Origin of the sequence: Sagittula stellata E-37, assembly GCF_039724765.1 — a bacterium.
GTDB classification, from domain to species: domain Bacteria; phylum Pseudomonadota; class Alphaproteobacteria; order Rhodobacterales; family Rhodobacteraceae; genus Sagittula; species Sagittula stellata.
In genome coordinates, this window is sequence record NZ_CP155729.1 from 1,450,332 (window position 1) to 1,462,921 (window position 12,590).

Here is a 12,590-nt window from a genome sequence, read left to right on the forward strand (position 1 = left end):
TCCGGACATCGAGATGAACAGAGACAACCGCAGGCTCGACCTGATTCTTGCGGCGGGGCTTTTCGCGCTCGTCGCACTGCCTTGGTATCGCGTGCGCCAGGGGTTCTTCGGCTTTGAGTGGGTCGGCGACATCGCCGGGTCGGACAAGCTGTGGCCCGGCCTGTTCCAGGCCATCGACGGTCGATGGCAGCTCTGGCCGGTGCTGGCGCTCTTTGCGCTGGCGGTCTGGCTGCGGCTTGGACAGGCGCCGGGTGCGCGGGGCCGGGCGCTGGTCGGAATCGGCGTGGCCGGGCTCGTCTGGCTGCTGGTCGAGGGGCTGTCGGTGGGCCTGCGCGGCTGGAACTGGGGACTTCTTGAAACCACGTTCGGAGAGGTCGCGGGCCAGCAGGCCTTCGGTGCCGGGGCGGTCGTGCTGGGCTGCGTCTTCGCGCTGTTCGTGGCCTTCGGCGCGGCGGAACGCGGCGCGCTGAAGGGCGACGCCTTCGTCCTCGGCGCGATCACGCTGCTGGTCCTGCTGGTTGGCGTTTTCGTCTTTTATCCGCTGGTGTCGATGTTCACCGGCGCCTTTCAGGACTTCGACGGCAGTTTCACCTCTGTCGGTGTCCGGCACAATATCGTCGACCCGAAGATCTGGTCGCTGGCCTGTCTGTGGGGCGGAAACTGCGGCGTGGCGTGGCGGACGTTCTTCCTTGCCGTCTGCACGGCGACAGGCACGACGCTGCTGGGGCTGGTGTTCGCGCTGGTCGCGACGCGCACCGGCTTCCGCTTCAAGAAGTCCCTGCGCCTGCTGACCGTCCTTCCGATCATCACGCCGCCCTTCGTGGTGGGTCTTGCGTTGACCATGTTGCTGGGGCGGCAGGGCACGATGACGCAATGGATCGAACTGGCGACGGGCTGGGAACTGGGCCGCTGGCTGTACGGCCTGACCGGCATCTGGATCGCGCAGATGCTGTCCTTCACACCCATATCCTTCCTCGTGCTGATCGGCGTGGTCGAGGGCATCTCGCCGTCGATGGAGGAGGCTTCGCAGACGCTCCGCTCCGACCGCTGGCGCACCTTCCGCAAGGTGTCCCTGCCGCTGATGGCGCCGGGGCTGGCAAACGCTTTCCTGATCGGCTTCATCGAATCCATGGCGGATTTCGGCAACCCGCTGGTGCTTGGCGGATCGGGCGGTGTGCTGTCCACCGAGATCTTCTTTGCAGTGGTCGGCGCGCAGAACGACCCCGCACGGGCTGCCGTGCTGGCCTCGGTCCTGCTGGTCTTCACCCTGTCGGCTTTTCTCGCGCAGCGGTTCTGGCTGTCGGGGCGGAACTTCGCGACCGTCACCGGCAAGGGCGACGGCGGACGCCACGCGCTGCTGCCGCGCCGTGTTGCCTGGCCCGTGGTGACCATCGCGGTGGCCTGGGCGCTGTTCACCATAACCGTTTACGCGATGATCGTCTTCGGCGGCTTCGTGAAGACCTGGGGCCTCGACCACTCGCTGACACTGGAACACTACGTCCGTGCCTTCGGCGTATCGCTCTCGGACGGGTTCGCCTGGACCGGCGTGGCGTGGAACAGCTTCTGGACCACAATGGAGATCGCGCTGATCGCCGCGCCGCTGACCGCCGCGGTGGGCCTGTTGACCGCCTGGCTGATCGTGCGCCAGCGGTTCCCCGGTCGCTCGGTCTTCGAGTTCGCGCTGATGATGAGCTTTGCCATCCCCGGCACGGTCATCGGCATCAGCTACATCATGGCCTTCAACCTGCCGCCCGTGCAGATGACCGGCACCGCCGCGATCCTGATCGCCTGCTTCGTGTTCCGCAACATGCCGGTGGGTGTGCGCGGTGGCGTGGCGGCCATGGCGCAACTCGACGGGTCGCTCGACGAGGCGTCGCTGACGCTGGGGGCGGGATCGGGGCGGACGATGCGCAAGGTCATCCTGCCCCTGATGCGGCCCGCGATCCTCGCGGCGCTTGTCTACAGCTTCGTGCGGGCGATCACCTCGATCTCGGCGGTGATCTTCCTTGTCAGCGCCAAGTACAACATGGCGACGGCCTACATCGTGGGCCTTGTCGAGAATGGCGAATACGGCATCGCCATCGCCTATTCCTCTGTCCTGATCCTCGTGATGATCACCGTGATCGGTGGTTTCCAGCTTCTGGTGGGAGAGCGCCGGATCGGACGGCGGGAAGTGAAACAGACCTTGAAGGCCGAGGCCGCAACACGGGAAGCCAACGCATGAAGACCAGAGGCGCGGTTGAATTCCGCAACGTATCCAAGAGGTTCGGCCAGTTCACGGCGATCCCGGACCTGTCGCTTTCGATCGAGCCGGGTGAACTTGTGACGCTGCTGGGACCCTCGGGCTGTGGCAAGACGACGACGCTCCGGATGCTGGCGGGGTTGGAAAGCCCGACCGCAGGGGAAATCCTGATCGGCGGGCAGGACGTGACGCGGCTGCCGGCGGATCGGCGCGACGTGTCCATGGTGTTCCAGAGCTATGCGCTGTTCCCGCACATGACCGTGGCGCAGAACGTGGCCTACGGTCTGGAATCCGGCGGCATGAAGGCCGCGGAGGCACGGGAACGCGCCACCGACGCGCTGACATTGGTGGGGCTCGAAGGACTGGGCGCCCGGCTGCCCGCCGAACTTTCGGGTGGCCAGCAGCAGCGCGTCGCCGTGGCGCGGGCACTGGTGCTTGAGCCTCAGGTTCTGCTGCTTGACGAGCCGCTTTCGAACCTCGACGCCCGCCTGCGCCGCCGTGTCCGGACGGAGATCCGCGAGCTGCAGCAGCGGCTGGGCTTCACCGCGGTCTACGTGACCCACGACCAGGAAGAGGCGCTGGCCGTCTCGGACCGGATCGTGGTGATGAAGGAGGGCGTCGTGGCGCAGATGGGTTCCCCGCGCGAGCTGTACGAAGCGCCCGCGTCGGAGTTCATCGCGGATTTCATCGGCGAGGCGAACGTGGTCGAAGGCCGCGTGCTGTCGGTTTCGGGCGAAGAGGCGCAGGTGGACGTGGGCGGCGCGGTGATCGTGCTGCCGGCGCGCGGCCTGGGCGAAGGCCCGGCCCGCCTGGCCATGCGCTCGAACGCGGCGCGGGTCCGGTCGGGCGGCGAAGGCGTGCCGGGCACGGTGGCCTCTTCTGCCTACCTCGGCGATCATGTCGAATACGAGATCGACGGCGCGCTTGGCCGGATCTTCGTGGTCGACGACGAAAGCGACACGCCTCTGCCGGTGGGCGCGCCCGTTGTGCTGGACCTGCGTCCGCGCGGTCTGGCCCTGATCCCGGAATCCGCATGACCACTCTGACCGAACGGCTCTCGGTGGCCGAGCGCGTCGCCCGCGATGCGGGCGCCCTGGCGCTGGACTATTTCCTGCGACGCGATGCGCTGGTGATCGAGCGCAAACGTCATGTCACCGACCTCGTGTCCGAAGCCGACCGCAAAGTCGAGACGCTGATCCGCGACGCCCTGTCGGCGGCATTTCCCGACGATGCGCAACTGGGCGAGGAACACGGGCTGTCCGGCGGCACGACCGGCTTCACATGGGTGATCGACCCGATCGACGGCACCGCACCGTATCTCAACGGCCTGCCGGGCTGGTGCGTGTCCATCGGTGGCCACGATGCCGATGGGCCTGCGCTTGGCGTGATCGTCGCGCCGGTGCTGGGCGAAGTGTTTGTCGCGGCGCGCGGACAGGGGGCGAAGCTCAATGGGACCCGCGTGCGCGTGATGCCCGGCGACCTGCGCTCCGGCATGCTGGGCGTGGGGGCCAACGACCGGGTGGCCTCTGACCGCGTGGGCCGGATGCTGGCCGACCTGATGGAGGCCGGATCGTCCTGGACCCGCTACGGCTCTGGCGCGCTGATGCTGGCCTGGGTCGCGGCGGGACGGCTCGTCGGCTATGCCGAGCCGCGCATGTCCGCCTGGGACTGCATGGCCGCCTATGCGCTGATCCTCGAAGCCGGTGGCAGGGTGCTGCCTTTTCCGACCGGCCCGGACATGACGAAACCCGCGCCTGTGATGGGCGCGGGACCGGGGACCTTCGACGAACTGGCGTCGATCTGCGCCTTCGGCACGTCCGAAGACTGGTAGCGCCGCCGGGTCAGCGGAGGCGCTGCCCGCGTGCGTCGAAGCGCATTTCCTGCCTTGAATCCCAGTCGAGCGACACGCTGGCCCCTTCCTCCGGGATGGGGCTGGCCGCGTCCTGCCGGACGGTCAGCAGGTCGCCCTGTGCGCCGCGCAGGTGAATCAGCGTCTCTGCCCCCAGCGCTTCGGCATAGGCGACATCCGCGTGCAAACGGCCCGATGGCCCAATCCGCATGTGTTCCGGCCGCACACCGACCTGCCCCTCGCCGTTCTGGCCGATTTGTGCAGGGTCGAGGAAATTGGTCGGCGGAGAGCCGATGAACCCGGCGACGAAGGCGGTGGCCGGGTTGGCGTAGACGTCCAGCGGTGCGCCGATCTGGTCGGCCACGCCGCCGTTCATCACGATCATCCGGTCGGCCAGAGTCATCGCCTCCACCTGGTCGTGGGTCACGTACAGCGACGTGACGCCCAGGTCGCGCTGCAGCGCCTTGATCTCAAGCCGCATCTGCACGCGCAGCTTGGCGTCGAGGTTCGAGAGCGGCTCGTCGAACAGGAACACCGCCGGCTTGCGCACGATGGCCCGGCCCATGGCGACCCGTTGCCGCTGCCCGCCCGACAGTTCGCGCGGCTTGCGCGTCAGATAGGGATCGAGTTGCAGCATCTTCGCCGCCTGCGCGACACGGTCCGCGATCTCCGCCTTGGGCGTGCCCGCGATCTTCAGCCCGTAAGCCATGTTGTCGAAAACCGACATGTGCGGGTAAAGCGCGTAGTTCTGGAAGACCATGGCGATGTCGCGGTCCATCGGTTCCACGTCGTTGACCACGCGGTCGTCGATTTTCACCGTACCGGAAGTGACGGTCTCCAGCCCGGCGACCATGCGCAGCAGCGTGGACTTGCCACAGCCGGAGGGGCCGACGATCACGATGAACTCGCCATCGGTTACGTCGATGTCGACGCCATGGATGACCTCGGTCTTGCCGAAGGATTTCTTGACGCTGTCGAGGGTCAGGGTTGCCATGTCATGTCTTTCCGTAGGGGAGGTCCGGCCCGGCGCGCAGGCTCCGTGCCCGACGCAGGCGGGGCCGCAATTCCGGGCGCTTCGGGTGCGCCGAAAGCCAACTCCGGCTGGGTTCGGAACGGCGCTTGTCGGGATGTCCTTGCAGGCGGAGGGCCGTTGAGCGCCCGGATGCCGGTCTTGAGCGATGAACCTGCAAGGTCCCGCAGGCGCATTCCGCACGCCCGCCGGTTGCGCACGTTCGGTGCAGGCGTGCCCGATCATCGGTTCGTGTCTCAGGCATCGTCATTTCTCGCTGTCCACCAAGCCTCGGATGAACAGTCTCTGCATGCCCACGACCACGATCACCGGCGGGATCATCGCGAGGATCGAGGTCGCCATGATGACCGGCCAGTCGGCGGTGTCGTCGCCACTCGGGAACATCTGCTTGATGCCCATGACGATGGTGTTCATCGACGGATCGGTGGTGATGAGAAGCGGCCACAGGTACTGGTTCCAGCCGTAGATGAAGAGGATCACGAAAAGCGCGGCAATATTCGTGCGGCTCATCGGCAGGAGGATATCGACGAAAAACCGCATGGGCCGGGCACCGTCGACGCGGGCGGCCTCGGCCAGCTCGTCCGGGACGGTCATGAAGAACTGCCGGAACAGGAAGGTTGCCGTGGCCGAGGCGATCAGCGGCAGGATCAGGCCGGGGTAGCTGTTGAGCATCCCGAAGTTTGCCGCCACCTCGTAGGTCGGTACGATCCGCACTTCGACCGGCAGCATCAGCGTCAGGAAGATCAGCCAGAAGAACAACTGCCTGCCCGGGAAGCGGAAATAGACGATGGCAAAGGCCGACAGGAGCGAGATTACGATCTTGCCCACCGCGATGCCTATGGCCATGACCGCAGAGTTGAACAGCATCAGCGCCACCGGCGCATTGATACCCGAAGTCAGAGCCTTCGAGTAGTTCTCCCACATCTGGTCTCCGGGCCACAGGGGCATCGGCGGGCGGGCGATTTCAGGCTGGCTGACGGTCGAGGCCACGAAGGCCAGCCAGATCGGGAAGAAGATGAAGAGAACGCCAAGGATCAGCCCGGCGTGGGTCAGCCACAGACCGGCGCCGCGTTTCTCGACCATGCCGTTGCGCTCTGCCATCAGTAATGCACCCTGCGCTCGATGAACTTGAATTGCACGACCGTCAGGATGCCGACGATCACCAGCAGGACGACCGACTGCGCCGCCGAAGACCCAAGGTCCTGCCCGACGAAGCCGTCGGCATAGACCTTGTAGACGAGGATCGTCGTGCTCTGCTGCGGGCCGCCGCTGGTGATGGTGTGGATGACGCCGAAGGTCTCGAAGAAGGCGTAGATGATGTTCACCACCAGCAGGAAGAAGGTCGTGGGGCTGAGCAGCGGCCAGACGATGGTGCGGAAGCGTGTCCAGAAGCGCGCACCGTCGATTGCGGCCGCCTCGATCACGCTGCGCGGTATGGCCTGAAGACCCGCGAGGAAGAACAGGAAGTTGTAGCTGATCCGCCCCCAGGCGCTGGCCACGACCACGAGGCCCATGGCCTCGGTCCCGTTCAGCACGTGGTTCCAGTCATATCCCAACTGGCCCAGATACCACGTCACCACCCCGACGCGGGTGTTGAACATGAAGAGCCACAGCACACCCGCCACCGCCGGCGCCACGGCATAGGGCCAGATCAGCAGCGTGCGGTAGGTGCCGGATCCCTTGATCAGCCGGTCGGCCAGCACCGCGAGGTACAGCGCCACACCCATCGACACGACCGTCACGAGGATCGAGAAGATCGCGGTGGTCACGAAGGAAGCGCGATAGTACGGATCGCCCAGCAGGTATTCGAAGTTGCCCAGCCCCACCCATTGCATCGACAGGCCGAAGGGGTCGGGAATGAACAGCGACTGCCACACCGCCTGCCCGGCCGGGTAGAAGAAGAACACCGCCGTGACCGCCAGTTGCGGCAGTACCAAGAGCAGCGGCAGCCAGAGGCCCTTGAAGGTCACGCGCTTCATGTCACCTTGACTCCGGTGCGACCAGGTCGCACCTTTTGAGATGCCCCGATGAGAAGGAGTGCCGCCATGACCGTCAAGATCTCCATTTCGCTGACCGACCAGCAGGCCGAATACGCGCGCAAGCAGGTCGAAGAGGGCCGGTTTCCCTCAACCTCCGCCGTGATCCAGCAGGCGCTGGAAGCCAAGCGGCGCGAGGACGAGGAGTACCAGGAGTGGAAGGCCGAGTTCTTCGAAGAGATGCGGCGCCGGGCCGAGGGGCCGCATGTGTCCAGCGATGTGATGGATACCCGGATCGCCGCGATGCTTGCGCGGAAACGGCAGGCCCATGGCCTGGACGACTGAGGACGCGGACGCTGTCGAAACCGACCTCGACGCCATTTTCGAGCATCTTTACGAAAGCCACCTTCGGTTTGGCAATTCTGACCGCGAGGCAGCTATCTTGGCCGCCCAAAAGGTCGATGCCATCGCAACCCGGCGACTGACACTTGCCGCCGCGCCTCATCGCGGGACCCGCCATCGTTTTGCTGGAGTCGACATCCGCAACGTCACCATCGACCGTGCGATCTACTGGTTCACGCTGGACGAGGGCGCACAGGTACTGCGCATCGAGGCGATCTTCTTCGGCGGGCAGGATCATCTGGACCGGATGTTCACTCGGTTGAGGGAGGAGGGAGAGGCCCCCTGAGGCCTCTCCCGAATGCGATCAGCGCGAGGACTGCTCGAAGCGGCGCAGCAGCGGGTTGCCGCGCTCGACGGCGGAATCCAGTGCTTCCTGCGCGGACTTGTCACCCGCCCAGACCGCTTCCAGTTCCTCGTCGATGATCGTGCGGATCTGGTCGAACGACCCCAGGCGGATGCCCTTGGAGTTCTCGGTCGGCTCATTGGTGGTCATCTGCTTGACCGCCACGTCGGTGCCCGGGTTTTCTTCGTAAAAGCCCTGCTCGGCGGTCAGATCGGCAGCGGCCTGCGTGATCGGCAGGTAGCCGGTGTCCTGGTGCCACTTCGCCTGGATCTCGGGCGAGGACAGGAACGACAGGAACTCTGCCACGCCTGCGTATTCCTCGTCGGACTGGCCCGCCATCACCCACAGCGACGCACCGCCGATGATTGTGTTCTGGGGCGCGTCCACCAGCGCGGACCAGTAGGGCAGGGGCCGCACGCCGAAGTCGAAGTCGGCCTCGGCCTTGATGCCCGCGTAACCGGCCGAGCTCTCGGTGAACAGCGCGCATTCGCCGCCGCGGAAGTTGGCGCCACCTTCGTTGCGGCGGCCGGTGTAGATGAACTTGCCGTCCTTGGCCCAGTCGCCCATCGCCTGGATGTGCGTCACTTGCGGCTCGGAGTTGAAGACCAGCTCGGCGTCGGTGCCTTCGAACCCGTTGGCCTTCGTGGCGAAGGGTACGTTGTGATAGGCAGACATGTTTTCGAGGTGGATCCAGCTTTGCCATGCGGTGGTCAGCGGGCATTCGACGCCGGCATCCTTGAGCTGCGTCAGCACATCGCCGACCTGCTCCCACGTCGACAGGTCGATATCGGGGTCGATGCCGTTCTCTTCCAGCATGGTGCGGTTGACCCACAGCACCGGCGTCGAGGAGTTGAAGGGCAGCGACAGCATGTTGCCGTCGGCGGAGGTGTAATAGCCCTTCACGGCGCCGATGTACTGCGACTGGTCAAAGCCTTCGCCCATGACTTCGAACACGGGGTTCACGGCGCCCTTGGCGGCCATCATCGTGGCGGTGCCGACCTCGAAGACCATCAGGATGTCGGGCTGTTCGCCCGCGCGGAAGGCGGCGATGCCAGCGTTCAGCGTCTCGGAGTAGTTGCCCTTGTGCGTGGCGACGACGGTGTAGTCGTCCTGGCTGTTGTTGAAGGTCTCGACCTGTTCGGCCACCAGCTCGCCCAGGCGGCCGGTGAAGGCGTGCCAGAACTGGACTTCCGTCTGGGCCATCGCGGGGGCGGCGCTCAGGATGGCGGCACTGGCCAGCAGGGTCTGTGTCAGTTTCATGGAATTCTTCCTCCTATGATGTCGGTTCGGACGGCTGACCCGTCCGGTGATTTGCGCGTTGTGCCCGCGCTTGATGAAGGTCGTGTGACATGGCTATGGCCTGTCCACGATGACGTCGGGAACGATACCGGACGTCGCGATGGCGGCATGGGGATCGCCGTTGGCGAAAAAGCCGTAGCCCGCCACCAGCGCCGAATGAATGCCCGCGGCCTGCGCCCCGAGGATATCGGTGTGCAGGCTGTCGCCGACCATCAGGATGCGGTCCCGCGGCGGCCCGGGGTCCAGCCGCGCCATGGCGAGTGTGTAGATATTGGCGAAGGGCTTGCCGAAGAACTCCGGCACGACGCCCGTCATGTCGGCCAGCCGGTGCGCGAAATGGCCCGGCTCCACCGAGAATCCGGTCTCGCGCGGGGCGACGATGTCGGGATTGCCCACCAGCACCCGGCGCGGCCGGTCGGCAAGCGCCGCCTCCAGCAGGGCCTGCCGCGCTTCCGTCCAGGCGGCGCTGCCGATCATCAGGAAGCCATCGACCTCTGCGTAGGGGCCGGGGTCTTCTTCGAGGTAGACAAGGTCGAGATCTTCGAGATCGCGCAGGCCGGTCGCCGGGGTCGCCATGAGGCCCCAACGCATGTGGCCATGCCCGTTCAGGTTCGCCAGCAGCGTCCGGCGACTGGTGATGACGTCCTCCGGTGCGAAGTCGTAGCCCAGCCTCGCGTATTTCTCCATCAGCGCGGCATGCGGGAACCCGGCGGCGTTCGAGACGATCAGCACCTGCTTGCCCAGCTCCCGCAGGTCCGAGATACGTTCGGCCACGCCCTCTATGGCCGTCTCTCCGATGTTCAGCACTCCGAAGGCATCCAGCAGGAAGGCGTCGTAGCCGCTGGCCACATCCGCCAGAGTGCGCGCGCGCAGCGGGGCGGGGCGCCCCGCAACCGGCGTCGGCAGGCGGTGGCGCACCGCTTCGTAGGCGGCAAACGCGGTTTCCAGCGTCATGCTCAAATGATCGCCCCCCGGACCTTCGCCGACACCCATTCGGAAATGACGACAGCGAGCAGGATCACCAGCAGGATCAGCGACACCTGCGGCCAGGCCAGCACGTTCAGCGAGCTTTGCAATTGCAGCCCGATGCCGCCCGCGCCCACCAGCCCCAGCACGGTCGATTCACGGATGTTGATGTCCCAGCGGAACACCGCGACCCCGGCCAGTGCGGGCAGGATCTGCGGGACGATGCCATAGGCCATGACCTGCCAGCGCGACGCACCCGTGGCGGTGATCGCTTCCACCTGGCTGTGGTCGATTTCCTCGATGGCCTCGTAGATCAGCTTGGCGCAGAAACCGATGGAGCGGATGGCGATGGCCACCACCCCTGCGAAGACCCCCGGCCCGATGATCGCGATGAGGAGGAGCGCCCAGATCAGGGAGTTGATCGAGCGGGTCGAGACGATCACCAGTAGCGCGATCGGCCGCGCCAGCACGCGGGAGGGCGTGGTGTTGCGTGCCGCGAGGAAGGCCACCGGAATCGCCAGAACCAGCGAGATCAGCGTGCCGAGGGTTGCGATGTTCAGAGTGTCCCAGATCGGGCGGCCGAGCTGGGTGATGTATTCCCAGCGCGGTGGGGTGGCGCGGCTCCAGATGTCGCCCGCGATGCGCGGCGCGTCCCAGACGAAGAACCACGTCGTCGCCTCCGAGATCCGCTGCCAGCAGAAGAGGAACACCGCCACGCCCAGCAGCCAGCCGAACCAGCGGACCAGCGATTGTCCTGTGGTCCTGCGCCGCCAGACCTGCTTGCCGTCCTGTGCCAGAACCACCATCACTGAACCCTCGCCCGGATGACGCCAGAGAGATACTCCAGCCCCATGACGATCCCGATGATCAGGATCAGGATGGCCGCCGCCGTGTCGTATTCGTAGCGGTCGAAGGCGGTGTTGAGCGTCGCGCCTATGCCGCCCGCGCCGACGAGGCCAAGGATCGCGCTTTCGCGGAAGTTGATGTCGATGCGGTACATCGACAGGCCCACGAGGCGCGGCATGACCTGCGGCTGGACGCCGTAGTTGATCCACTGCATCCAGCGCGCGCCCGATGCCCGGATCGCCTCGGCCTGCACGCGGTCCATCGCCTCTATGTCCTCGGCCAGCAACTTCGACAGAAAGCCGATGGTGGCGAAGGACAGCGTCAGGAACCCGGCCAGCGGGCCGAAGCCGAAGATCGCCACCAGCAGGATTGCCACGATGATCTCCTGCAGCGCGCGGCTGATCGCGATGATCGCCCGGCAGATCACGTAGACGGGCAGGGGCGCGATGTTGCGCGCCGCCCCCAGCCCGATGGGGATCGAGATGGCGATGCCCACGACCGAGGCCGCGACGGTCATGATAATGCTTTCGGCCAGTCCGTCCCAGATGTCGGACCAGCGGGTGACGAAGTCGGGGTGCGTGAAGGCCAGCACGAACTGCCAGCCGCGGTCGAGGCCCTCGTAGACACGTCCCCAGTCCACCGGAATGGTGGAGACCGCCGCCACGAGGTACACGGCAAAGGCCGCGATCAGGCCCCAGCGCAGGGCCTTGTTCTGGATCAGCGGCGGTTTGCGCCAGCCGCGACCCAGCATGTCGTCCAGTTCGCGATGTGTCCCGGCGCTCATTCTGCCGCCTCCACGGCTTCGCCGTCCTCATCCTTCTGGATCGTCGCTTCCCAGTCTTCCTCGCCGTAGATCTCGGTCAGCTTATCCGGCGTGAGTGCGTTGGGCAGCCCGTCAAAGACGATCTCGCCAAAGCGCAGACCGACGACGCGCGGCACGAACATCTGAGCAAGCGCCACGTCGTGAATGTTGATGATCGCCGCCAGCCCGCGCTCGGCGCACAGCTCGCAGACCAGCCGCATGATCTGGCGCGACGTCTTCGGGTCGAGCGAGGCCGTGGGTTCGTCCACCAGCAGAAGCTTCGGCTCCTGGATCAGCGCGCGGCAGATGCCGACCCGCTGTCGCTGCCCGCCCGACAATTCGTCGGCACGCTTGTCCGCCATGTGCAGAAGGCCCACGCGGTCCAGCAGGCGAAACGCCTCGTCCACGTCCTTCTGCGGGAACTTGCGCAGGAAGGACCGCCAGAAGCCGACATAGCCCAGACGGCCGGACAACACGTTCTCCATGACCGTCAGCCGTTCGACCAGCGCGTATTCCTGAAAGATCATGCCCATCTCGCGCCGCGCCCGGCGCAACGCGCCTGCACCCAGCTTCGTCAGATCGGTTCCGTCCAGCATCACCGCGCCGGAGGTCGGTTCGACAAGTCGGTTGATGCAGCGGATCATGGTGGACTTGCCCGCGCCCGATGGCCCGATCAGCGCCAGCACCTGCCCCGACGGCACGTCGAGGTCGATGGCCTTCAGGGCCATGTCGCCGGTCTTGTAGGTTTTCGTCAGTTTTTCGAGGCGCAGCATTCCCGTTCCCCAGCCGTTCAGGGACAGGACGCGCAGGGGCGCCCTGTCCGTTGGTTTCTATT

General features: G+C 66.0%; 13 protein-coding genes. 5 read left to right on the top strand and 8 right to left on the bottom strand.

The window, feature by feature from the left end; all coding sequences use genetic code 11:
• Positions 1 to 13: 13 nt before the first annotated feature.
• From ABFK29_RS06860 to ABFK29_RS06870, 3 genes are read left to right on the top strand one after another with little or no spacing between them, the layout of a single operon-like run.
• The gene (locus ABFK29_RS06860) at positions 14 to 2,224 is read left to right on the top strand and encodes an ABC transporter permease (protein WP_040605193.1); all 2,211 of its coding nucleotides are present in this window, start codon (positions 14 to 16) and stop codon (positions 2,222 to 2,224) included.
• A complete protein-coding gene (locus ABFK29_RS06865; RefSeq protein ID WP_005863702.1) occupies positions 2,221 to 3,279 on the top strand; it encodes an ABC transporter ATP-binding protein in 1,059 nt (352 codons plus the stop codon). Before ABFK29_RS06860 ends, ABFK29_RS06865 begins: the two co-directional genes overlap by 4 nt.
• On the top strand, positions 3,276 to 4,073 hold the full coding sequence (locus ABFK29_RS06870) for an inositol monophosphatase family protein (RefSeq protein WP_005863704.1): 798 nt from the start codon (positions 3,276 to 3,278) through the stop codon (positions 4,071 to 4,073). Before ABFK29_RS06865 ends, ABFK29_RS06870 begins: the two co-directional genes overlap by 4 nt.
• A gap of 10 nt (positions 4,074 to 4,083) precedes the next feature.
• Here ABFK29_RS06870 and ugpC read toward each other — a convergent pair whose 3' ends face one another.
• The 3 genes from ugpC to ugpA form a co-directional block, all read right to left on the bottom strand.
• On the bottom strand, positions 4,084 to 5,085 hold the full coding sequence (ugpC, locus tag ABFK29_RS06875) for a sn-glycerol-3-phosphate ABC transporter ATP-binding protein UgpC (protein WP_005863706.1): 1,002 nt from the start codon (positions 5,083 to 5,085) through the stop codon (positions 4,084 to 4,086).
• A 282-nt stretch (positions 5,086 to 5,367) separates the two neighbouring features.
• Complete coding sequence (gene ugpE / locus ABFK29_RS06880; protein ID WP_005863708.1) at positions 5,368 to 6,204, bottom strand: sn-glycerol-3-phosphate ABC transporter permease UgpE; 837 nt, start codon at positions 6,202 to 6,204, stop codon at positions 5,368 to 5,370.
• A gap of 17 nt (positions 6,205 to 6,221) precedes the next feature.
• Positions 6,222 to 7,100 (bottom strand): sn-glycerol-3-phosphate ABC transporter permease UgpA, encoded by an 879-nt coding sequence (gene ugpA / locus ABFK29_RS06885; RefSeq protein ID WP_005863710.1) that lies wholly within the window; start codon positions 7,098 to 7,100, stop codon positions 6,222 to 6,224.
• 66 nt (positions 7,101 to 7,166) lie between these two features.
• Between ugpA and ABFK29_RS06890 the strand changes: the two genes are divergently transcribed.
• Together ABFK29_RS06890 and ABFK29_RS06895 are read left to right on the top strand one after the other, a co-directional pair.
• Complete coding sequence (locus ABFK29_RS06890) at positions 7,167 to 7,442, top strand: ribbon-helix-helix domain-containing protein (protein WP_005863712.1); 276 nt, start codon at positions 7,167 to 7,169, stop codon at positions 7,440 to 7,442.
• Positions 7,426 to 7,785, top strand: a complete 360-nt coding sequence (locus tag ABFK29_RS06895; protein WP_005863714.1) for a hypothetical protein — start codon at positions 7,426 to 7,428, stop codon at positions 7,783 to 7,785. Before ABFK29_RS06890 ends, ABFK29_RS06895 begins: the two co-directional genes overlap by 17 nt.
• Positions 7,786 to 7,803: 18 nt before the next feature.
• On the opposite strand, the gene ugpB is transcribed toward ABFK29_RS06895, so the two are convergent.
• The 5 genes from ugpB to phnC all read right to left on the bottom strand — a co-directional run bounded on the left by ugpB (position 7,804) and on the right by phnC (position 12,528).
• A complete protein-coding gene (gene ugpB / locus ABFK29_RS06900; RefSeq protein ID WP_005863715.1) occupies positions 7,804 to 9,102 on the bottom strand; it encodes a sn-glycerol-3-phosphate ABC transporter substrate-binding protein UgpB in 1,299 nt (432 codons plus the stop codon).
• A gap of 93 nt (positions 9,103 to 9,195) precedes the next feature.
• A complete protein-coding gene (locus ABFK29_RS06905; RefSeq protein ID WP_040605183.1) occupies positions 9,196 to 10,095 on the bottom strand; it encodes an HAD-IIA family hydrolase in 900 nt (299 codons plus the stop codon).
• A 2-nt stretch (positions 10,096 to 10,097) separates the two neighbouring features.
• Entirely contained in the window at positions 10,098 to 10,913 is an 816-nt protein-coding gene (phnE, locus tag ABFK29_RS06910) for a phosphonate ABC transporter, permease protein PhnE (protein ID WP_005863719.1), read from the bottom strand.
• The gene (gene phnE / locus ABFK29_RS06915) at positions 10,913 to 11,737 is read right to left on the bottom strand and encodes a phosphonate ABC transporter, permease protein PhnE (RefSeq protein WP_005863720.1); all 825 of its coding nucleotides are present in this window, start codon (positions 11,735 to 11,737) and stop codon (positions 10,913 to 10,915) included. Before phnE (ABFK29_RS06915) ends, phnE (ABFK29_RS06910) begins: the two co-directional genes overlap by 1 nt.
• Positions 11,734 to 12,528, bottom strand: a complete 795-nt coding sequence (gene phnC, locus ABFK29_RS06920; protein WP_005863721.1) for a phosphonate ABC transporter ATP-binding protein — start codon at positions 12,526 to 12,528, stop codon at positions 11,734 to 11,736. The genes phnE (ABFK29_RS06915) and phnC overlap by 4 nt, the downstream gene beginning before the upstream one ends.
• Positions 12,529 to 12,590: the final 62 nt, after the last annotated feature.

Bases quoted from the DNA above. Each gene is read 5' to 3' on its own strand.
- ABFK29_RS06870 (WP_005863704.1), top strand. From the start codon at position 3,276: ATGACCACTCTGACCGAACGGCTCTCGGTGGCCGAGCGCGTCGCCCGC.
- phnE (WP_005863719.1), bottom strand. From the start codon at position 10,913: ATGGTGGTTCTGGCACAGGACGGCAAGCAGGTCTGGCGGCGCAGGACC.
- phnC (WP_005863721.1), bottom strand. From the start codon at position 12,528: ATGCTGCGCCTCGAAAAACTGACGAAAACCTACAAGACCGGCGACATG.
- ABFK29_RS06860 (WP_040605193.1), top strand. From the start codon at position 14: ATGAACAGAGACAACCGCAGGCTCGACCTGATTCTTGCGGCGGGGCTT.
- ABFK29_RS06895 (WP_005863714.1), top strand. From the start codon at position 7,426: ATGGCCTGGACGACTGAGGACGCGGACGCTGTCGAAACCGACCTCGAC.
- phnE (WP_005863720.1), bottom strand. From the start codon at position 11,737: ATGAGCGCCGGGACACATCGCGAACTGGACGACATGCTGGGTCGCGGC.
- ugpB (WP_005863715.1), bottom strand. From the start codon at position 9,102: ATGAAACTGACACAGACCCTGCTGGCCAGTGCCGCCATCCTGAGCGCC.
- ABFK29_RS06905 (WP_040605183.1), bottom strand. From the start codon at position 10,095: ATGACGCTGGAAACCGCGTTTGCCGCCTACGAAGCGGTGCGCCACCGC.
- ugpE (WP_005863708.1), bottom strand. From the start codon at position 6,204: ATGGTCGAGAAACGCGGCGCCGGTCTGTGGCTGACCCACGCCGGGCTG.
- ABFK29_RS06890 (WP_005863712.1), top strand. From the start codon at position 7,167: ATGACCGTCAAGATCTCCATTTCGCTGACCGACCAGCAGGCCGAATAC.
- ugpC (WP_005863706.1), bottom strand. From the start codon at position 5,085: ATGGCAACCCTGACCCTCGACAGCGTCAAGAAATCCTTCGGCAAGACC.
- ABFK29_RS06865 (WP_005863702.1), top strand. From the start codon at position 2,221: ATGAAGACCAGAGGCGCGGTTGAATTCCGCAACGTATCCAAGAGGTTC.
- ugpA (WP_005863710.1), bottom strand. From the start codon at position 7,100: ATGAAGCGCGTGACCTTCAAGGGCCTCTGGCTGCCGCTGCTCTTGGTA.